We start from the raw sequence: 19,205 nt of genomic DNA, 5'->3' as shown, positions 1-19,205 counted from the left end.
GTTAACCATTTCATAGGACGTGGTTAACGGGGACGGTCATGGGCGCGATCACCTATACGGTGGCATTCGAAGGGGTAGAGGCCCGGCTGGTCGAGGTGCAATGCGCCGTCAGCCCCGGCATGCCCGCCTTTGCCGTGGTCGGCCTGCCGGACAAGGCGGTGTCGGAAGCCCGCGAACGGGTCCGCGCAGCGATCAACGCGCTGGGCATATCGCTGCCCTCGTCCCGGATCACCGTGAACCTGTCGCCCGCCGACCTGCCCAAGGAAGGATCGCATTTCGACCTGCCCATCGCGCTGGCGCTTCTGGCCGCGCTCGACATCCTGCCCAAGGACATGGTCAGCGAAACCGTGGCGCTGGGGGAATTGTCGCTGGACGGGACGCTCGTGCCCGTCACGGGTGCCCTGCCCGCCGCCATGGCCGCCGCCGCCGAAGACCGTCGTCTGCTGTGTCCCAAGGGCGTCGGCGCCGAAGCCGCCTGGGTCGGTGGGACCGAGGTGATCGCGCCTGCCTCTCTGTCCGAAACGATCCGCCATTTCACGGGGCAGGCCCCACTGTCCCCCTCTGAACCGGGCGAGGTGGCGACCACGGCGGGCGGGCGCGACCTGCGCGATGTGAAGGGGCAGGAACGGGCGAAACGGGCATTGGAAATCGCCGCCGCCGGACGTCACCATATCCTGATGGTCGGGACGCCCGGATCTGGTAAATCCATGCTGGCCGCCCGCATTCCCGGCATCCTTCCACCCCTGACCGCGGCCGAGGCGCTGGAGACCTCGATGATCCACTCCATCGCTGGCTTGCTTGACGAAGGCGGGATCAGCCGCACCCGACCGTTCCGCGAACCGCACCACACCGCGTCGATGCCCGCCATCGTCGGCGGCGGGCGCGGCGCGAAACCGGGCGAGATCAGCCTTGCCCACAACGGTGTGCTGTTCATGGATGAATTCCCTGAATTCCCCCGGACCGTTCTGGAAACCCTGCGCCAACCGATTGAAACCGGCGAGGTCATGGTCGCCCGAGCCAATGCCCATGTCCGATACCCCTGCCGGTTCCTTCTGGTGGCCGCCGCGAACCCCTGCAAATGCGGATATATGTCGGACCCGGCCCGCGCCTGCGCCCGCGTTCCACATTGTGGCGAGGATTACCTTGGCCGTATTTCCGGCCCGCTGATGGACCGCTTCGACCTGCGGGTCGAGGTGCCCCCCGTGGCCTATACCGACCTTGACCTGCCCGCGTCAGGCGATGCGTCCGAAACGGTCGCCGCGCGGGTCTCGGCCGCGCGCGACGTGCAAACGGCGCGGTTCAAGGGACAAGAAGGGATGCGGGTGAACGCCGATCTGGAAGGGCAGGCGCTGGAAGAGGCCGCAACCCCCGACCCGGAGGGCAAAGACCTGCTTGTGCGCGTGGCCGAGAGATTCGGGCTGTCCGCGCGGGGCTATCACCGGGTGCTGCGTGTCGCCCGCACCATCGCCGATCTGGACGGGGCGGACACCGTGCGCAAACCCCATGTGGCCGAGGCGGTCAGTTACCGGCTGGCGCTGTCGAAGGAGGTCTGAACAAAGGCCCCCACCCGGCGCAGCGCTGCCCGCGCCTCTGGCACCCAGGCCGCGCCCATGTGCCAGCCGTGTGGCGCGCCATCCCAGGTTTCCACCTGAACCTCGCCACCAGCGTCACGCAGGCGGTTGGCCATTCGGTATGTGTCGTCTTCCAGAATTTCCGGGCTGCCCACCTGCAACAGAACCGGGGGCGGGTTGGGAAAATCCGCGAACAATGGCGACGCGCGCGGGTCATCCGCCGACGCCCCATCCAGATAGGCCGCCGCCGCCTCTTTCATCCGATGCGCCGGAAGAACCGCATCGGCACGGGCGTTCTTGCCAATGCTGTCGCCTGAAAGGCTCAGGTCCGTCCAGGGCGACAGGGCGAACGCCCCCGCAGGTGGTGTTCCACGCCCGCACAGCGTTGCCAGAAGGGCCAGCATCAGCCCACCGCCCGCGCTGTCGCCCCCCAGCACGATCCGGTCGGGAGACCAGCCACGCGCAATCAGGTCGTCCCACGCGGCAAGGGCATCGTCATGCGCCGCCGGAAAGGGCGCGTCCTGCAACAGCCGGTAATCCTGCGCAAAGACCGGCACCCCGGCATACCCCGACAACCGGGCCAGCATCGGGCCGTGGGTAATGCCCGACCCGGCGAAATAGGCGCCGCCGTGAAGGTAAAGGATGACGCGGGTCGCATCGGTCCCCGGCCCGGCAATCCAGTGTCCCGGCCTGCCGCCCAAGGGACGGGGCAAATGCAGGGACAACGGCGGATACCCCCCGGCCAGCGCCGCCAGCCGGTCGATCCGCGCCCCATCGCGGGCCGGGTCCGTCACCCGCGCGAACAATGGCTTCAGCGTCAGCCGGTTGCCAAGGGCGTAGAGTTTCAGGCGCAGGGACATCAGGCCCGCCGCGCCTCGATCGACTGCCAGATCTTTTCGGCAATATTGGTGCCGTCGAACCGCTCCAGCTCCTGAATACCGGTGGGCGAGGTCACGTTGATCTCGGTCAGCCAGTTGCCGATCACGTCGATCCCGACAAAGACCTGGCCCTTGTCTTTCAACAGCGGCCCGATCCGGGCGCAAATCTCGCGGTCCCGGTCGGTCAGGGCGACCTTTTCGGGCCGCCCGCCCACATGCATGTTCGACCGGGTTTCACCCTGCGCCGGCACCCGGTTGATCGCGCCCACGGGTTCGCCATCGACCAAGATCACCCGCTTGTCGCCCGCGCTGACATCGGGCAGGAATTTCTGCACGATCAACGGTTCGCGGTTGATGCCCGTGAACATCTCGTGAAGCGAGGCGAGGTTCCCGTCGGATGAGGTCAGCTTGAACACCCCCGCCCCGCCGTTTCCGTAAAGCGGTTTGAGGATGATATCGCCATGCTTGGCCCGGAAGGCGCGCAGCGTGTCCAGATCGCGGGCAATCGCGGTGGGCGGGGTCAGGTCCGGGAACTGCAGCACCAGCAGTTTTTCGGGATAGTTCCGCACCCAGAACGGGTCGTTCACGACCAGCGTGCCGGGGTGGATCATGTCAAGGATATGGGTCGTGGTGATATAGCCCATGTCGAAGGGCGGGTCCTGCCGCAGCCAGACAACGTCATAGTCCGACAGGTCGACCTCCTGTTCCTCGCCCAGCCGGAAATGGTCGCCTTTCACCCGCTGCACGGTCAATGGCCAGCCGCGTGCGGTCACCCGGCCTTCCTGATAGGCCAGCCGGTCGGGGGTGTAGTAGAACAGCTCGTGCCCCCGCGCCTGCGCCTCTTCGGCGATCCGGAAGGTGCTGTCGGCGTCGATGTTGATCGGCGCGATCGGGTCCATCTGTATGGCAACCTTAAGCGGCATATCCGCGGTCCTTTCACTTGGTTGCCTGATACATGGCGCATGGGCGGCGGCGGTTCAATGGCCCAGCGCCCGGCCAGTCAGTCGAACCAGACCGCGTTTTCGATCACCCGCACCGCGCCTGTCCTGTCGACCAAGGCAAGATCAAGCCGCATCGGGTTCAGCAACCCGCCCTCACGCCCGCCCAGAAATTCCTGCGCGGCAAGGACGATCCGTTCGGACTGGCGGCGGGTGTAATGTGCCTGCGCCGCCTCGAAGCTACGCGATGTCTTGATCTCAACGAAGACATAGGATCGCCCGTCATGGCAGATTAGGTCGATCTCGCCCCCCCTGCCGCGCCAGCGCCGCGCGATTTCGCTGGCCCCCGCCCGGTCGTAGTGGCGGGCGACGATATCTTCGGCGGCAAGCCCGGCCAGATAGCTGGTCTTGCCCTTGTCGCGGCGCGTTCGTCCAACCGGATCGGCCAGCGCCCGTCGCGGCGCGTAGTCGTGGAACAGGTCGTCCTGCGTCACCCGTCGTCCTCTTTCCCGAGGCTGAGGGCAAGCTGATAGATCTGCCGCCGGGGAAGGCCCATCGCCCCTGCCACAGCGGTGGCCGCATCCTTCACCCGCATGGTCTGCATTGCGTCACGCAAGGCCGCCTCGATATCCATGTCCTCGACCACGCGGGCCCCGGCCCGGCCGACAAGGACGACGATTTCACCCTTCACCGACCGCCCGTCAAAGGCATCGGCAAGTTCGGACAGGGTGCCGCGGCTGATTTCCTCGAATTTCTTGGTCAATTCGCGGGCCACGACGGCATCCCGGTCATTGCCTAAGATTTTACACATCGACACTAACAAGTCGTGAACGCGCTTTGGCGATTCATAAAAGACGATGGTGAAGGGCAGATCGCGCAGGGCGGCCAGTTCGGTGTCCCGTTGCGTCGCACCGGACGGCAGGAACCCGGCGAACAGAAACCGGTCGGTCGGCAGGCCCGACACCGCCAGCGCGGTCAATACGGCCGAGGCACCGGGGGCCGCGATCACATCCAGCCCCGCCTCGATCGCCGCGCGGCCCAGTTCATAGCCCGGATCGGCAACAAGTGGCGTGCCCGCTTCGGAGACATAGGCGACGGATTGCCCGGCGGACACCTGCCCGATGATCCGGTCGGTGACGGCTTGTCCGGAATGGTCGTGAAAGGCGACAACCTTGCGCCCGTCCAGCGGAACCCCATGAATATCCATCAGTTTTCGGGCCGTCCGCGTATCTTCGGCGGCGATCACATCGGCCGAGGCAAGCACATCCAGCGCCCGGAGCGTGATGTCCCGCGCGTTTCCGATGGGGGTCGTGACAAAGTAAAGGCCCGGCGCCAGCCGCTGTTTCACGAAATTCATCCCTAGACCCTTCGCCCCCCGCCACTATGATAGACCCGCATCTGGCCCAGGGGACGGGCCGCGACAAGGGGAGTAGTGTGTCGATGTTTGCCTGTTTGTCCGCCGCCCGCAAGGTGGCCGCCCGAATCCTTGCCCTGACCGCCTTGGTCTGGCTTGCCGCCTGTGAACCGATCCCGATGGGCGGTGGCGGCCCCAGCATCAACACGTCGCGCCCGGTGCAGGTCGCGCTTCTGGTTCCTGCGGGGTCCGGAAATTCGTCCGACGCCTTCCTGGCGCAGAACTTTGAAAACGCGGCCCGCATGGCGATTGCGGACCTTCAGGGCGCGCAGATCGACCTGCGTGTCTACAACACCGGGGCCGATCCTGCGACCTCCGCCGCCGTGGCGACCCAGGCTGTGAACGACGGGGCCAAGATCATCCTTGGCCCGCTCTACGCCGAATCCGCCAATGCCGCCGGTCTGGCCGTGGCAAACCGGGGCATCAACGTGCTGGCCTTTTCGAACAACACCGCGATTGCCGGCGGCAACGTTTTTGTCCTTGGACCGACCTTTGAAAACACCGCAAACCGTCTGGCCCGCTACGCCGTGGCCCAGGGCGATGACCGGATCACCATCGTCCATTCCGACGACATCCCCGGCATTGCCGGGCGAGACGCCATTGCCAGCGCGGTCAGCCGCGCCGGGGGAACGGTCGCGGGCGTCGCATCCTACCCGCTGTCGCAGCAGGGTATTCTAAACGCGGCTCGCGGCATCGTGTCGACCACCCGGTCGAACGGGGGCGAGGCGATCTTCATGACCGCCGGGGTGAACGCCGACCTTCCGATCCTTGCCACGGTTCTTCCCGAAAACGGGCTGAACCCGGCGGAAACCCAGTATATCGGCCTGACCCGTTGGGACAGCCTGCCGCAGACCTTGGCCCTTCCCGGTGTTCAGGGCGGTATTTTCGCCGTGCCGGACACCACCATGCAGGCTAACTTCGAAGCCCGCTATGCCACTGCCTACGGTGGCGCCCCCCATCCGCTGGCCGGGCTTGCGTATGACGGGATCGCCGCCATCGGCGCGCTGGTCGCAGCAGGCAACAGCGATGCGCTGACCCGGACCGCGCTGACGCAGGCGCAGGGATTCCAGGGCACATCGGGCATTTTCCGGCTGAACGCCAATGGCACCAACACCCGCGGGCTGGCGGTGGCCACGATCCAGAACAATCAGGTGGTAATCCTTGACCCTGCTCCCAGAGCCTTCGGCGGTGCCGGTCTCTAGCGCCGCAGCCCCTTTGGACGAAACCATTGATGCGCCGGGCGGGCTGATCTGCCCGGCGCAGGGTATTTTTGACCGCGCCGCGGTTGAGGCAGGTCTTGCCACCGCCTTTGACGCGGCAGAGGACAACCGGGCCAAGCGGCAGGCCACCGTTGCCACCCTCTCCGATGCGCTGAAGGCCGGACGCGCCACCATTGCAACGGCCCTTGCGACAGACCCGTTCAACGCCCGCGCTGCAATCCGCAGCTATGCCTGGCTGACGGATCAGGTGGTGATGACGGTCCTGATGGTCGCGCGCGACCACCTGCACCCGCTTGCCAACCCGACCGAGGCAGAGCGCTTGGCGCTGGTCGCGGTCGGCGGCTATGGCCGGGGCGAGATGGCCCCGCAGTCCGATGTCGATCTGCTGTTCCTGACCCCCTACAAGATCACCCCCTGGGCCGAGAGCCTGATCGAAAGCATGCTGTACATGCTTTGGGACCTGAAACTGAAGGTCGGGCATGCCAGCCGCACCGTGAAGGATTGCATCCGCATGGGGGCCGAGGATTACACGATCCGGACCGCCCTGATCGAAGCCCGCTTTCTCGACGGCGACGAAACCCTGTTCGCGACGCTTCGCAAACGGCTCTGGTCCGAGCTGTTCAAATCCACCGCCGGGGAATTCGTCGAGGCGAAACTGGAAGAACGGGCCGAGCGGCATCGCAAACAGGGTGGCCAACGCTATGTGGTCGAACCGAATGTGAAAGAGGGCAAGGGCGGGCTGCGCGACCTGCAATCGCTCTACTGGATCGGCAAATACGTCCATGGCGTGCGCGAGGCCAAGGAACTGGTCGGGCGCGGCGTGTTCACCGCCGACGAATACGCCACCTTCCGCAAGGCCGAGGATTTCCTTTGGGCGGTTCGCTGCCAGCTGCACCTTGTGACCGGCCGGGCGCAGGACCAGCTGACCTTCGACCTTCAGGTCGAGGTGGCGGACAGGATGGGATACCGCGACCATGGCGGACGCCGCGCGGTCGAGCACTTCATGCAAGAGTATTTCCGCCAGGCCACCCGCGTGGGCGAACTGACCCGCATCTTCCTGACCTCGCTGGAAGCAACGCACACGAAATCCGCCCCGATGCTGCAACGGCTGCTGCGCCGCAAGCGCAAGGCCCGGCCACCCTATGCGATCAAGCACAACCGCCTGACGGTCGAGGATGAAAAAGGGTTCCTTGCAGACAAGGTCAACATGCTGCGCATCTTCGAAGAGGCGCTGCGCACGGGGACATTGCTGCACCCGGATGCCATGCGGCTGCTTGCCGCCAATCTGGACAAGATCGACGATGACCTGCGCAGCGACAAGGAAGCCATCCGCATCTTCCTTGACCTGATGCTGAAACACGGCAATCCCGAACGTGCCCTGCGCCGAATGAACGAACTGGGGGTGCTGTCGGCCTTTATCCCCGAATTCGAACCCATTGTCGCGATGATGCAGTTCAACATGTATCACAGCTACACCGTGGACGAGCACATCATCCAATGCATCAGCCACCTTGCCCAGATCGAACGGGAAGAGCTGATCGAGGAATTGCCGGTCGCCAGCGGCATCCTCAAGCGCGGGATCAACCGCAAGGTTCTTTACGTCGCCCTGCTGCTGCATGACATCGGCAAGGGCCGGGACGAGGATCATTCGGTTCTGGGTGCCCAGATCGCCCGCAAGGTGGCCCCGCGTCTGGGCCTGAAGCAAAAGGAATGCGATACGGTCGAATGGCTGGTGCGCTATCACCTGCTGATGTCCGACACGGCACAGAAACGCGATATCGCCGAACCCCGCACCGTGCGCGATTTCGCCAAGGCGGTGAAATCCGTCGAACGGCTGGACCTGCTGACCGTGCTGACCGTCTGCGACATCCGGGGCGTCGGGCCGACAACCTGGAACAACTGGAAGGCCATGCTGCTGCGGGGGCTATACAAGGAAACCCGCGCGGCCCTTGAAAACGGGTTGGAAGACCTCAACCGCGACACCCGCGAAAACGAGGCCCGCAAGGCCCTGCGCGAGGCGCTGACCGATTGGGACGCCAAGGATCTTCGCACCGAAACCCAGCGCCACTACGGCCCCTACTGGCAGGGTCTTCCGGCGGCGGCGCATGTGGTCTTTGCCCATCTCCTGCGCGGCATCACGGATGACGAGATCCGCATCGACATCACGCCGGACGCCGATAGGGACGCAACCCGCGCCTGTTTCGCCATGGCCGACCATCCCGGCCTGTTTTCGCGGATGACCGGCGCGCTGGCGCTGGTCGGCGCGAACGTGGTGGACGCCCGCACCTATACCTCCAAGGACGGCTATGCGACGGCAATCTTCTGGATTCAGGATGCCGAGGGCCACCCCTATGAAACGGCCCGCCTGCCCCGTCTGCGACAGATGATCGAACGGACCCTCAAGGGCGAGGTCGTGGCGCGCGAGGCGCTCAAGGACCGGGACAAGATCAAGAAACGCGAACGCGCCTTCCGGGTGCCGACCTCGATCACCTTCGACAACGAAGGGTCCGAGATCTACACCATCATCGAGGTCGATACCCGCGACCGGCCCGGCCTTCTGTATGACCTGACCCGGACCCTTGCGATCAGCAACGTCTATATCGCCAGCGCGGTGATCGCGACCTATGGCGAACAGGTGGTCGATACATTCTACGTCAAGGATATGTTCGGGCTGAAATTCCACGCGGAATCGAAGCGGGCCACGCTGGAAAAGAAACTGCGCGAGGCGATCACAGCCGGGGCGGAACGGGCGACAAGCTAGGGACGCGCTTTTCTCCTTGGACCGGACCGGGCCAAGACGGTAGGAAGGCCCATGGTAATTGGGGGCAGAGCAACCCGTGGCGAAACAGATCCGACTTGTATCCGGTTTCCTGACCGTGGGGTTCTGGACCCTGATCAGCCGCCTTCTGGGGTTCGTGCGGGACATTCTGATCGCCGCCTATCTTGGGACAGGCCCGGTGGCAGAGGCGTTCCTGATTGCCTTTTCCCTGCCCAACATGTTCCGCCGCTTCTTTGCCGAAGGGGCGTTCAACATGGCCTTCGTCCCGATGTTTTCCAAACGGTTGGAAGCGGGCGAGGACGCCCAAAGCTTTGCCCGCGATGCCCTGTCGGGGCTGGCCTTCATCCTTGTGATCTTTTCGGTCGTGGCCCATTTCGCCATGCCCTGGCTGGTGATTGCCATGGCCAGCGGATTTCTGGGCGACGAACGGTTCGATCTTGCAGTTCACTTCGGGCGGATCGCCTTTCCCTATATCCTATTCATCTCGATCGCCGCGCTACTCTCGGGCGTGTTGAACGCGACGGGGCGGTTCATGGCGGCCGCCGCCGCGCCGGTGCTGCTGAACATCCTGTTCATCGGGGCAATGGCGCTTGCCTCGGCCATGGGCTGGCCGGTGGGGGATACGTTGATCTGGGCCGTGCCGCTGGCCGGGATCGCCCAGATGGGGCTGGTCTGGATCGCCGCGCGCCGGGCCGGGTTCGACCTGCGCCCCCGCCGCCCCCGGATGACGCCCGAGTTGAAGCGGCTGGCGATCATCGCCGCCCCCGCCGCCCTTGCCGGGGGAGTGATGCAGGTGAACCTGCTGATCGGGCGGCAGGTGGCCAGTTTCTATGATGGGGCGGTGGCATGGCTGTCCTATGCGGACCGGCTGTATCAGCTTCCGCTTGGCGTCGTTGGGATCGCGGTCGGGGTTGTCCTTCTGCCCGACCTGTCCCGACGCCTGCGAGCGGGTGACACCGAGGGCGGCCAGAACGCCTATAACCGCGCGTCCGAGATGTCGCTGGCCCTGACAATCCCTGCCGCTGTGGCGCTGGTGGCGATCCCCGTCCCGCTGGTCAGCGTATTGTTCGAACGCGGGGCCTTTGGTACGGACGACACCATGGCCACGGCTCTGGCGGTGGCGGTCTATGGCATGGGGCTTCCGGCCTTCGTGCTGCAAAAGGTGTTGCAGCCTTTGTTCTTTGCCCGCGAAGATACGCGCACGCCTTTCTACATCGCCCTTGTTGCGCTTGCGGTGAACGCCGGGCTTGCCATCGGCCTGTCCCCGCTCATCGGTTATCTGGCCGCGGCCATCGGAACGACCATCGCCGGTTGGTCGACCGTGGTGATCCTGTGGCTTGCATCGCGCGGGATGGGGCCCGCCGCGCAGACCGACGCGCGGTTCCGGCGGCGGTTCTGGCGGATCTGCCTTGCCTCGGCGGTGATGGGGGCGGCGCTGTGGTGGCTTGCCGCTGCGCTGCAACCGTTCCTCGGCGCGGCAGGCACCCGCTATGGTGCGCTGGCGGTCCTCGTCACGGTCGGGATCGTGGTTTATTTCGGCGTCGGCCACCTTGTCGGGGCGTTCCGTCTGGGGGATTTCCGGCGCGCGCTGCGCCGCTAGGGTGGGTTGAAACCCACTTTGCCCGTGCTGACCTGCGAAAGTTGGGTCTTGACCCATGAAACCTAGCGCTGGCGAATACGGGACAGGAAATGCGTCCAGCCGCCCGGCCCCAGAATGGGCGAGGCGACCAGCCCGACGACGAAGCCGGTTACATCCGCCTGCCAATGCGGGATCGAGCCGAACATCAGCCCGAACACAAGTTGCAGCCCCAAAAGCACCCCGATCAGCCGGAAGGCCAGCCAACGGCTGCCCCCGTCCTGCCCGGCCCGCAGCCACTGGACATAGGTGAATCCACCGATCAGCCCGTAAATCGCCGGGTAGGCCCCGACCAGGGGCATCTGTGGGTGGCTGGCAAACAACCCATGCGCCACCGCCCCGGCCAGTGTCGCCAGCAGCATCAGGACGATCAGCGACAGCGCGCTCCACGCATCGCCAAGAAATTTTCCCAGCGCAAGCAGCATAACAGCGGCAAAGGCCGCATGGGTCAGGCCAAGGTGCACGAAGGGATAAGCGACGAAACGCAGCAGCATGTCGAGGCTGCGGTCCGCACCGGACACGACCCGATCCAGCACCACCGGCGACACGGCAAACCGTTCCACAAGGTCCAGCCGCCAGCCCAGCGCACCCGGCTGCGGCAGGACCCCGGACCCTGCAAGGGTCAACACCCCTTCGACCCCGATCACCGCGAAGACGAGGATCAGCACCACCGGTGGAATGCTGTTGAACGGGCTTTCGTATCTTGTCTCTTCGTCCATTCCTGCCCCCTGCCCCGCGCCCTTGTGGTTGACGCCCTTTGCGTCCCTAGCTAAGCCAGCCGGGACCTGAAATCCAGACACTCCGCGTGGCCCCCATGACCGAAACGACCTTTACCCCCCGTGTGTTTTCCGGGATCAAGCCCTCCGGCGGGCTGACCCTTGGCAACTACCTTGGCGCGATCAAGCGGTTCGTCGGCATGCAGGGCGGCGCGTTCGAGACTGTCTATTGCGTGGTAGACCTGCACGCGATCACGGTCTGGCAGGACCCGGCCGAGCTGCGGACCGCCACGCGCGAAGTTGCGGCGGGCTACCTCGCCTCGGGTATCGACCCGGAACAATCCATCCTGTTCAACCAAAGCCAGGTCAGCCAGCACGCGGAACTGGGCTGGATCTTCAACTGTGTCGCGCGGGTGGGCTGGATGAACCGGATGACCCAGTTCAAGGAAAAGGCCGGCAAGAACGCGGAAAAGCAATCGCTGGGCCTTTATGCTTACCCGTCGCTCATGGCCGCCGACATCCTGCTGTATCACGCAACCCACGTCCCCGTGGGCGAAGACCAGAAACAGCATGTGGAACTGACCCGCGACATCGCGGCCAAGTTCAACCATGACTACAAGGTCGATTTTTTCCCGCTGACCACCCCGGTCATCGAAGGGCCCGCCATGCGGGTAATGAACCTGCGCGACGGCACGAAGAAGATGTCGAAATCGGGCGAGTCTGACATGGAACGGATCAACATGCTCGATGATGCGGACACGATCGCGAAGAAGTTCAAGAAGGCCAAGACCGACCCGGAACCGCTGCCTGAAACGCTGGACGGGCTGGCCGACCGGCCCGAGGCGCGCAACCTTGTCGATATCTACGCCGCCCTGACCGATCAAAGCCCCGAGGCGGTGATCGCGGAATACGAGGGTGCAGGCTGGGGCCGGTTCAAACCGGCGCTGGCCGATCTGGCGGTCGAAAAGCTCGGCCCGATCTCGACCGAGATGAAGCGGCTGATGGACGACCCCGCCGAGATCGACCGGACGCTGGCCCGCGGCGCCGAACGCGCCCGCGCCATCGCCGCGCCGATCCTTGAACAGACCTACGACATCGTCGGAATGCTGCGCGGCTGAGGCCGGGTGAAGGTGGGTCAAGACCCACCATTCGCCTAGGGCGCCTTAGCCAGAGCCGCGTCGATATCCGCCGCGCTGTGCCGGTTCAGCACCTGCTCGTGGTCAGCGCCCCAGGCCCGGTTCACGATCCGGCCGCGTTTGACCGCCGGACGGGCATCAATCTCTGTCGCCCAGCGCATGACATGGGCGTAACTGGTCACATCCAGAAACTCGGCCGCGTTGTAGAGCCGCCCGAGCGCCAGTTGCCCAAACCACGCCCAATTGGCCATATCCGCAATCGTATAGCGCTCTCCGGCAAGGAAGGGCCGCGCGGCCAGGGTCCGGTCAAGCACATCCAGCTGTCGTTTCGCCTCCATCGCGAAGCGGTCGATGGGATATTCCATTTTTTCGGGTGCATAGGCGTAGAAATGTCCAAACCCACCACCAAGGTAGGGCGCGGCACCCATTTGCCAGAACAGCCAGTTCAGGGTTTCGGTCCGCTCCGGACCTTCGGGCGCCAGGAACGCTCCGAATTTCTCGGCCAGATGCAGCAGGATCGAACCGGACTCGAAAACCCGCACAGGCTCGGGCCCACTCCGATCCAGCAGCGCCGGGATCTTGGAATTGGGGTTCACCTCTACAAACCCGGATCCAAACTGATCGCCGGAATTGATATCGATGACCCAAGCGTCATATTCGGCGTCGCTGAACCCAGCGGCCAGAAGTTCCTCGAACATGACCGTCACCTTGACCCCGTTCGGGGTTGCCAGTGAATAGAGCTGGAACGGGTTGTCGCCTACCGGCAGGTCCCTGTCATGGGTCGGTCCGGCAATTGGGCGGTTGGTGGCGGCAAACCTGCCGCCGCTTTCCTTGTTCCACGTCCAGACCTTCGGCGGGGTATATGGGGTCGGTTCACTCATGAGTATTGGCCTGCAAATGTGCTACTGTCACCGCACAACCTAATGGTCCGGTAAGCAGTTTCAATCGACGTCGTCGCAGGTAGCGCTGTGCATTTTTGAACCGACCAAGTTCAATAATCTGGAATTTGTGCGCGAAAAGAGAACGGCTATGTTGGCGGCGAAAGGAAATCAACATGACAACACCCATCACCAAAGCCCCGGCGGCGACGCGCATCGGGCATGTTCACCTCAAGGTCTCCGACCTCGAACGATCGATCCAGTTCTATACCGAGATTCTCGGGCTGGACCTTGTGCAACGCTATGGGTCCGGCGCGGCCTTTCTCTCGGCTGGCGGGTATCACCATCATATCGGCCTGAACACATGGGAAAGCGCCGGGGGCACGCCGCCTCCACAGGGGCACACGGGGCTGTATCACACGGCATTCCTCTATCCGGATCGGCGGTCGCTGGCCGAAGCATTGCTGCGGGCGGCCCGGGCGGGCGTTCAGATTGACGGCGCGGCCGATCATGGCGTCAGCGACGCGATTTATTTCCGTGACCCCGACCAGAACGGGGTGGAAATCTACGTCGACAAGCCGGAATCAGAATGGCCCCGCAACCCCGACGGCACGCTAGCGATGGTCAACGCACGTCTGGACCTAGATGCCCTGATCGCCGAGGCGGAACCGGAACTGTCGCAGTCCTGACTCGCGGGGCTGGTCGTTTCGGTGTCGCGGCCGCCCTCCCCTCGGGTCCTGAATTCGCACCTGGTGCCGGACAGTCTTGCCAGCGCGACCTGACGCCCGGGCCGTCCCGCCCGGGCGATTTCCACATCTGGACCTTCCGGCATCCTGCGCCTACCGTTCGCGAAACGAAAGGATGGGCTATGGCGGTCGGCACAGAAATTCACACCTACTTCAACGGCGCATGGCACGCGGGCGACATCCCGGTGATGCGGGCGGCAGACCATGGCAGCTGGCTGGGCAGTACGGTGTTCGACGGGGCCCGTTGGGTCGATGGGCTGGCCCCCGATCTTGATGCGCATTGCGCCCGCGTGAACCGTTCGGCTGAGGCGCTGATGCTGACGCCCACCGTATCAACCGACGACATGGTCCAGATGGTGATGGAAGGGGTGCGCCGCTTTGCCCCCGGCACCGCCGTCTATATCCGTCCGATGTATTGGGGTATCCACGGCGACCCGACCGCGATCATCCCCGGCCCCGAAGAAACCGGCTTTGCCATCTGCCTCGAGGCGATCCCGATGGCCGGCCCGGACGCCACGACGACCCTGACCACGACCCGGTTCCGCCGCCCGGTTCTGGAAAGCGCCGTGGTCAACGCAAAGGCCGGCTGTCTTTACCCCAACAACGCCCGGATGCTGGCCGAGGCGCGGGCAAAAGGCTTTGGCAATGCGCTTGTTGCCGACGCGATGGGCAATGTCGCTGAAACCGCCACCGCCAATGTCTTCATGGTCAAGGACGGCGAGGTCTTTACCCCCATCGCCAATGGCACCTTCCTGTCCGGGATCACCCGCGCCCGCCACATCAGCAACCTTGCCGCTGACGGGGTCCGGGTAAACGAAACCGTCCTGACCTTCGATGATTTCCGCGATGCTGACGAGGTGTTCCTGTCCGGGAATATGTCCAAGGTGACCCCGGTCACCGCCTTCGACGACCGGCAGTATCAGGTCGGCCCGGTCACCCGCCGGGTGCGCGAGATGTATTGGGACTGGGCGCGCAGCGCAGGTTAGAAAGGCACGAACCATGCCCCTGGCGCTTGCCCGGCAGCTTGGAACCCTTGGGGCGACCGCCCTTGTCGGGTCGCTGGCGGCGGTTGCGGTTGGCATTCCCGTCCCCCTGCTTACTGGGCCTGCCCTTCTGGGCACGACCCTGGCGCTGATCGGGCTTGGGCAACCCTTTCCGGTCTGGCTGCGCAATGTGGTCTTTCTACTGACCGGGATCACCATCGGGGCGGGCGTGTCCCGCGACAGCCTGTCGGCCATCGCCACATGGCCCCTTGCCTTCGCGATCCTCGGGGTGTCGCTGGTGGTGATGATGCTGGCCGCGCAGGCCGTCATCCGGCGTGGATTGGGAACCGACCGATCCACCGCCCTGCTGGCCGCCACCCCCGGCCACCTGAGCTTTGTCATCGGGTTGGGCGAGGATCTGGGGGCCGACAGCCGGATCATCGTCGTAGTGCAGGCGGTGCGGCTGCTGGCGCTGACACTGCTGGTTCCCTTTGCGGCCGGCCTTGCCGGGATCGACACGGGGCCGGGATTGGCCCTGCCCGGGCAGGCGTTTCACGAAATGACACTGGTTCAGACGGCGGCCAGCGTGGTGACGGCCACGCTTCTTTACCCGCTGGTCCGACGCACGGGCGTGCCCGCCCCGGTGCTGATGGCGGGGATGGTCGTGGGCGCGGCAGCCCGACTGTCCGGGCTGGCCCCCGGCGGGCTGTCCCACTGGATCAGCTTTCCGGCGTTGGCGCTGATCGGCACCCTGATCGGCAGCCGCTTTGCCGGTATCCGGCTGGGCGAATTGCGTCGCTACGGCGCGGTCGGTCTGGGTGCCACGCTTGTCATCGCGGCCACGGGGTTTGTCGCCGCGGCCCTTGCCGCCGGTCTGGTGGATATGCCCCTTCTGCATGTCCTTGTGGCCTTTGCGCCGGGTGGTCTGGAAGCCATGGCCGTGATCGGGGTGGCGATCGGCGCAAACCCCGGATTCGTCGCCGCCGCACATGTTCTGCGGCTCTTGATCCTGTCGGCATTGGTGCCGACCCTGCTGGCCCGCGGTGCCCGGCGCGGCACCGGGTGACGCGGATCTTGCCCATCCTGTCGCGGCCACTTGTTGCCAGCCCGCCGCCCATGCGCCAATATCCACCAGAACCGAAACGGAGATACCAATGCGCAAGTTCCTCGTCGTGCTGGATGACAGCCGGGAATGCCTGAACGCCATGCGCTTTGCCGCCATGCGCGCCGCCCGAACCGGCGGCGGGGTGCAAATCCTGTCGGTCATCCCCCCCGATGAATTCAATCACTGGATCGGTGTGGGCGAAATCATGCGGGAAGAAGCCCGCGAACGGATTCACGCCCATTTCGAGGTTTTTGCCAAGTGGATGCGGGACAAGCAGGGAGTCGATCCCGAGCTTGTGATCCGCGAGGGCGAACCCGTGCCGGAAATCCTGTCCCAGATCCGCGAGGACGATGAGATAGGCGTTCTGGTCCTTGGGGCCGGAACCGACAAGAAGGGCCCCGGCCCGCTGGTGTCCCAACTGAGCCGGGAATCGGGGAGCCTGCCTGTCCCCGTCACCATCGTTCCGGGCGAACTGTCCAAGGAAAAGCTCGAAGCAATCACCTGAACCATTGTGTGGCGCCATCTCTGAACGGTCAGGTTGAGCGAGGTCAAAGCGCGGTTCCCGCGCCCGTGCAAGACTTTGCCCGCAAGGAGAAGGAAGTCCACCATGCCCGCCGCCGCCACGAAAGACGCATTGTGCAATGTTGCCAGGAAAGAGTTCGCCAAGCTTGAGGCGCTGCTCGACACTGTGCCGGAAAGCGCGCGACTGGCCGCCGATCCAGAAGCAGAGGGAACGACGCTCAAGGATATCGTAGGTCACCGGGCCGCCTGGATCGACCTTTTCCTTGGTTGGTATTCCGCGGGATTAAAGGGCGGGCCAGTCGAGATCCCTGCCCCGGGCTACAAGTGGAACGCGCTGAAACGCTTCAACGCCGATCTGCGCGCTTCGCAGGCCGGTATGAGTTGGGAAGAAGCGCGGGCGCTGCTGCGCGCCAATCACGGACGCCTGTTGGATTTCATCGACGGCCACGACAATGCCGCGCTTTATGGCGCACCGATGCGGGGCGGCGGTAATGCCTGGACCACGGGCCGCTGGGCCGAGGCGGCGGGGCCGTCACATTACCGCTCTGCCGCGAAATACATCCGGGCGCGGCTGCGCAGCCTGCAGGTTTAGAACCGTTCCAAACCTTGACTTGCACCGGGTGCAGGCGCATATCGGATATCTGACAGAAAAGGTTGGCCCGCTATGTTCATTCAGACCGAAAGCACCCCGAACCCCGCCACGCTCAAGTTCCTGCCGGGACAGACCGTGCTGCAGACCGGCACCGCCGATTTCCCCTCGACCGAGGCCGCGGAGACATCGCCGCTGGCGCAGCGGATCTTTGCCGTCGCTGGCGTGACCGGCGTGTTCTTCGGGTCGGATTTCGTGACCGTGACCAAGGCGGACGGCACCGAATGGGACCATCTGAAACCGGCGATCCTTGGCGCGATCATGGAGCACTTCCAGTCCGGCGCGCCGGTGATCAGCGGCGAGGGCGCCGCCCCCGCCAGCGGTCATGCGGATCATAGCGGCGAAGACGGCGAGATCGTTGCCCAGATCAAGGAATTGCTCGATACCCGCGTCCGCCCCGCCGTGGCGCAGGACGGGGGCGACATCACGTTCCACGGGTTCGACCGTGGCATCGTCTACCTGCACATGCAGGGCGCCTGCGCAGGCTGCCCCTCGTCGACCCTGACGCTGAAAATGGGGATCGAGAACCTCCTGCGCCACTACATCCCCGAAGTGACCGAGGTTCGGCCCGTCGCGGCCTGATCCCATGTCCAGCGACAAGATCGAGGTCGAGAACGTCAATACCCCGGGTCAGGTGACCCGGGTCGACGCCGCGAAATATGGCGCGATGAAATCTGCGATGCTGACGGTCATGACCGGGGCAGACCCGATGACCGCATCCGCGATCAAGGAGGCCGCAAAGGCCCATCTTCCCGACGATCTGTTTCCCGGTGGCGCGACATCCGGCTGGTGGCAGAAATGCGTGCAGCTCGATCTTGAAGCGAAAGGCGTGGTGCAACGCCACGCAACGAAACCGCTGACCTTCTCACTGGCATGAGCGACCCGACGATCCTGGCCTTCGACACCTCGGGGCCCTATTGCGCCGCCGCGCTGCTGCACCGGGGTCAGATGTCCACCCGGATCGACGATATGGCGCGCGGGCAGGCCGAACATCTTATGCCGATGCTGGAGGAAGTTCTGGCCGCCGCCGGGATCGGCTGGCACAATCTGGACGCAATCGGCGTGGGCACCGGTCCGGGCAATTTCACCGGCATCCGTATCTCGGTCAGCGCTGCGCGCGGGCTTGCGCTGGGGCTGGGGATACCGGCGGTCGGCGTAACCGGGTTTGACGTGTTGCGGTTGTCGGACGAAAAGGGGTCGCTGGCGATCCCGGCCCCCCGCGATCAGGCCTATCTTATGATCCGCGATGAGGCGCCGCGCCTTGTTTCGGCTGCAGATGTTCCCGCCGGGACGTTGACGCTCGACATACTTTCAAATGAAGAACGGATCGCCCGCATCGCGGAAATCGCGGCCAATCGGTGGGCTGAACCGTCGCTGCCGCGCCCTGCCCCGCTCTATATCCGGCCCGCCGATGCAGCACCGGCCCGCGACACGGGGCCGGTCCTGCTGTCATGACACTTGCCGCCGATCTGGCCGCCACCCACGCGTTGGCCTTTGCACCCGAACGGGGATGGACAAAGGCAGAGTTCGAAACGCTTCTCGCCGATACATCCACCCTTCTGACGGGCACGCCGATGTCCTTTGTTCTGGGGCGGATCATCCTGGACGAAGCCGAAATTCTGACCCTTGCCACACACCCGGACAAGCACCGTTCGGGCCTTGCCCAAGAAACCCTGTCAGACTTTGAAACGGCCGCCGCAGCGAAGGGGGCGGCACATGTGTTTCTTGAGGTCGCCGAGGACAACAAAGCCGCCCGCGCGCTCTATGCCAAGGCAGGCTTTGCGATGGTCGGAAGGCGCGCCGGTTACTACGCTCGCCAAGGGTCCGCACCAGTCGCCGCGATGATTCTGCGAAAGACGATCTAACGAAGGTCGGCGGGACCGAATCGCTGCCGGGCTGTGGTGTTTCCCGGCCATCCTTCACAGATGTGACCAAGGCCCTGTCAGGCACAAACGAAATTGCATGTTTTTTCTGACTAATTGGTCAAATATTTGCATGCCGCGACGGAAATCCTGTTGACCGGGCAGATTCTTC

Annotated in this window: 20 protein-coding genes; 14 read left to right on the top strand and 6 right to left on the bottom strand. The window is 64.7% G+C overall.

Annotated features, from left to right (window positions below; translation table 11 throughout):
• Window positions 1–38: 38 nt before the first annotated feature.
• A complete protein-coding gene (locus U3648_RS01950; protein WP_420857552.1) occupies window positions 39–1,553 on the top strand; it encodes a YifB family Mg chelatase-like AAA ATPase in 1,515 nt (504 codons plus the stop codon).
• On the opposite strand, the gene U3648_RS01945 is transcribed toward U3648_RS01950, so the two are convergent.
• The 4 genes from U3648_RS01945 to rsmI form a co-directional block, all read right to left on the bottom strand.
• On the bottom strand, window positions 1,523–2,431 hold the full coding sequence (locus U3648_RS01945; protein WP_420857550.1) for an alpha/beta hydrolase: 909 nt from the start codon (window positions 2,429–2,431) through the stop codon (window positions 1,523–1,525). The two genes, U3648_RS01950 and U3648_RS01945, sit on opposite strands and share 31 nt — an antisense overlap.
• Window positions 2,431–3,372, bottom strand: coding sequence for a glutathione synthase (gene gshB, locus U3648_RS01940; RefSeq protein WP_420857548.1), 942 nt, complete (start codon window positions 3,370–3,372; stop codon window positions 2,431–2,433). The genes U3648_RS01945 and gshB overlap by 1 nt, the downstream gene beginning before the upstream one ends.
• A gap of 77 nt (window positions 3,373–3,449) precedes the next feature.
• Window positions 3,450–3,836 (bottom strand): YraN family protein, encoded by a 387-nt coding sequence (locus U3648_RS01935; protein WP_420857699.1) that lies wholly within the window; start codon window positions 3,834–3,836, stop codon window positions 3,450–3,452.
• A 41-nt stretch (window positions 3,837–3,877) separates the two neighbouring features.
• Window positions 3,878–4,744 carry a 16S rRNA (cytidine(1402)-2'-O)-methyltransferase gene (gene rsmI, locus U3648_RS01930; protein WP_420857547.1) on the bottom strand — a complete coding sequence of 289 codons (867 nt, stop codon included), beginning with the start codon at window positions 4,742–4,744 and terminating at the stop codon, window positions 3,878–3,880.
• Window positions 4,745–4,827: 83 nt separating this feature from the next.
• Here rsmI and U3648_RS01925 point away from each other — a divergent pair, with 83 nt between their 5' ends.
• The 3 genes from U3648_RS01925 (at window position 4,828) to murJ (ending at window position 10,400) form a co-directional block, all read left to right on the top strand.
• Window positions 4,828–6,003, top strand: a complete 1,176-nt coding sequence (locus U3648_RS01925) for a penicillin-binding protein activator (protein ID WP_420857698.1) — start codon at window positions 4,828–4,830, stop codon at window positions 6,001–6,003.
• Window positions 5,963–8,782, top strand: a complete 2,820-nt coding sequence (locus tag U3648_RS01920; RefSeq protein ID WP_420857546.1) for a [protein-PII] uridylyltransferase — start codon at window positions 5,963–5,965, stop codon at window positions 8,780–8,782. The genes U3648_RS01925 and U3648_RS01920 overlap by 41 nt, the downstream gene beginning before the upstream one ends.
• A gap of 76 nt (window positions 8,783–8,858) precedes the next feature.
• Complete coding sequence (gene murJ, locus U3648_RS01915) at window positions 8,859–10,400, top strand: murein biosynthesis integral membrane protein MurJ (RefSeq protein WP_420857545.1); 1,542 nt, start codon at window positions 8,859–8,861, stop codon at window positions 10,398–10,400.
• A gap of 62 nt (window positions 10,401–10,462) precedes the next feature.
• On the opposite strand, the gene U3648_RS01910 is transcribed toward murJ, so the two are convergent.
• Window positions 10,463–11,155, bottom strand: coding sequence for a rhomboid family intramembrane serine protease (locus U3648_RS01910; protein ID WP_420857544.1), 693 nt, complete (start codon window positions 11,153–11,155; stop codon window positions 10,463–10,465).
• A gap of 95 nt (window positions 11,156–11,250) precedes the next feature.
• Here U3648_RS01910 and trpS point away from each other — a divergent pair, with 95 nt between their 5' ends.
• Window positions 11,251–12,270 (top strand): tryptophan--tRNA ligase, encoded by a 1,020-nt coding sequence (gene trpS, locus U3648_RS01905; protein WP_420857543.1) that lies wholly within the window; start codon window positions 11,251–11,253, stop codon window positions 12,268–12,270.
• A gap of 35 nt (window positions 12,271–12,305) precedes the next feature.
• On the opposite strand, the gene yghU is transcribed toward trpS, so the two are convergent.
• Window positions 12,306–13,169, bottom strand: a complete 864-nt coding sequence (yghU, locus tag U3648_RS01900) for a glutathione-dependent disulfide-bond oxidoreductase (RefSeq protein WP_420857542.1) — start codon at window positions 13,167–13,169, stop codon at window positions 12,306–12,308.
• 173 nt (window positions 13,170–13,342) lie between these two features.
• Here yghU and U3648_RS01895 point away from each other — a divergent pair, with 173 nt between their 5' ends.
• From U3648_RS01895 to U3648_RS01855, 9 genes are all read left to right on the top strand, one after another.
• Window positions 13,343–13,855 carry a VOC family protein gene (locus U3648_RS01895; protein ID WP_420857541.1) on the top strand — a complete coding sequence of 171 codons (513 nt, stop codon included), beginning with the start codon at window positions 13,343–13,345 and terminating at the stop codon, window positions 13,853–13,855.
• Between the two features lie 179 nt (window positions 13,856–14,034).
• Window positions 14,035–14,898, top strand: coding sequence for a branched-chain amino acid aminotransferase (locus U3648_RS01890; RefSeq protein ID WP_420857540.1), 864 nt, complete (start codon window positions 14,035–14,037; stop codon window positions 14,896–14,898).
• A 13-nt stretch (window positions 14,899–14,911) separates the two neighbouring features.
• Window positions 14,912–15,961: an AbrB family transcriptional regulator gene (locus tag U3648_RS01885; protein WP_420857538.1), complete on the top strand. Its 1,050-nt coding sequence runs from the start codon at window positions 14,912–14,914 to the stop codon at window positions 15,959–15,961.
• 88 nt (window positions 15,962–16,049) lie between these two features.
• The gene (locus U3648_RS01880; RefSeq protein ID WP_420857536.1) at window positions 16,050–16,505 is read left to right on the top strand and encodes a universal stress protein; all 456 of its coding nucleotides are present in this window, start codon (window positions 16,050–16,052) and stop codon (window positions 16,503–16,505) included.
• Between the two features lie 102 nt (window positions 16,506–16,607).
• Entirely contained in the window at window positions 16,608–17,114 is a 507-nt protein-coding gene (locus U3648_RS01875; RefSeq protein ID WP_420857535.1) for a ClbS/DfsB family four-helix bundle protein, read from the top strand.
• Window positions 17,115–17,186: 72 nt separating this feature from the next.
• Window positions 17,187–17,753, top strand: coding sequence for a NifU family protein (locus U3648_RS01870; RefSeq protein ID WP_420857534.1), 567 nt, complete (start codon window positions 17,187–17,189; stop codon window positions 17,751–17,753).
• A gap of 4 nt (window positions 17,754–17,757) precedes the next feature.
• Window positions 17,758–18,048, top strand: coding sequence for a DUF6958 family protein (locus tag U3648_RS01865; protein WP_420857533.1), 291 nt, complete (start codon window positions 17,758–17,760; stop codon window positions 18,046–18,048).
• The gene (gene tsaB, locus U3648_RS01860) at window positions 18,045–18,626 is read left to right on the top strand and encodes a tRNA (adenosine(37)-N6)-threonylcarbamoyltransferase complex dimerization subunit type 1 TsaB (RefSeq protein WP_420857532.1); all 582 of its coding nucleotides are present in this window, start codon (window positions 18,045–18,047) and stop codon (window positions 18,624–18,626) included. The genes U3648_RS01865 and tsaB overlap by 4 nt, the downstream gene beginning before the upstream one ends.
• A complete protein-coding gene (locus U3648_RS01855) occupies window positions 18,623–19,036 on the top strand; it encodes a GNAT family N-acetyltransferase (RefSeq protein ID WP_420857531.1) in 414 nt (137 codons plus the stop codon). Before tsaB ends, U3648_RS01855 begins: the two co-directional genes overlap by 4 nt.
• Window positions 19,037–19,205: the final 169 nt, after the last annotated feature.

Origin of the sequence: Marivivens marinus (genome assembly GCF_035969385.1) — a bacterium.
GTDB lineage: Bacteria > Pseudomonadota > Alphaproteobacteria > Rhodobacterales > Rhodobacteraceae > SELP01.
Note: the sequence above shows the minus strand (reverse complement) of the source record. Positions and strands in the feature narration are given on the sequence as shown.

What these genes read in the sequence shown, in the direction of transcription:
- U3648_RS01865 (WP_420857533.1), top strand. Translation starts at nt 17,758, where the DNA reads ATGTCCAGCGACAAGATCGAGGTCGAGAACGTCAATACCCCGGGTCAG.
- rsmI (WP_420857547.1), bottom strand. Translation starts at nt 4,744, where the DNA reads ATGAATTTCGTGAAACAGCGGCTGGCGCCGGGCCTTTACTTTGTCACG.
- yghU (WP_420857542.1), bottom strand. Translation starts at nt 13,169, where the DNA reads ATGAGTGAACCGACCCCATATACCCCGCCGAAGGTCTGGACGTGGAAC.
- tsaB (WP_420857532.1), top strand. Translation starts at nt 18,045, where the DNA reads ATGAGCGACCCGACGATCCTGGCCTTCGACACCTCGGGGCCCTATTGC.
- U3648_RS01875 (WP_420857535.1), top strand. Translation starts at nt 16,608, where the DNA reads ATGCCCGCCGCCGCCACGAAAGACGCATTGTGCAATGTTGCCAGGAAA.
- U3648_RS01870 (WP_420857534.1), top strand. Translation starts at nt 17,187, where the DNA reads ATGTTCATTCAGACCGAAAGCACCCCGAACCCCGCCACGCTCAAGTTC.
- U3648_RS01890 (WP_420857540.1), top strand. Translation starts at nt 14,035, where the DNA reads ATGGCGGTCGGCACAGAAATTCACACCTACTTCAACGGCGCATGGCAC.
- U3648_RS01880 (WP_420857536.1), top strand. Translation starts at nt 16,050, where the DNA reads ATGCGCAAGTTCCTCGTCGTGCTGGATGACAGCCGGGAATGCCTGAAC.
- trpS (WP_420857543.1), top strand. Translation starts at nt 11,251, where the DNA reads ATGACCGAAACGACCTTTACCCCCCGTGTGTTTTCCGGGATCAAGCCC.
- U3648_RS01885 (WP_420857538.1), top strand. Translation starts at nt 14,912, where the DNA reads ATGCCCCTGGCGCTTGCCCGGCAGCTTGGAACCCTTGGGGCGACCGCC.
- U3648_RS01945 (WP_420857550.1), bottom strand. Translation starts at nt 2,431, where the DNA reads ATGTCCCTGCGCCTGAAACTCTACGCCCTTGGCAACCGGCTGACGCTG.
- U3648_RS01910 (WP_420857544.1), bottom strand. Translation starts at nt 11,155, where the DNA reads ATGGACGAAGAGACAAGATACGAAAGCCCGTTCAACAGCATTCCACCG.
- gshB (WP_420857548.1), bottom strand. Translation starts at nt 3,372, where the DNA reads ATGCCGCTTAAGGTTGCCATACAGATGGACCCGATCGCGCCGATCAAC.
- U3648_RS01950 (WP_420857552.1), top strand. Translation starts at nt 39, where the DNA reads ATGGGCGCGATCACCTATACGGTGGCATTCGAAGGGGTAGAGGCCCGG.
- U3648_RS01855 (WP_420857531.1), top strand. Translation starts at nt 18,623, where the DNA reads ATGACACTTGCCGCCGATCTGGCCGCCACCCACGCGTTGGCCTTTGCA.
- U3648_RS01895 (WP_420857541.1), top strand. Translation starts at nt 13,343, where the DNA reads ATGACAACACCCATCACCAAAGCCCCGGCGGCGACGCGCATCGGGCAT.
- U3648_RS01925 (WP_420857698.1), top strand. Translation starts at nt 4,828, where the DNA reads ATGTTTGCCTGTTTGTCCGCCGCCCGCAAGGTGGCCGCCCGAATCCTT.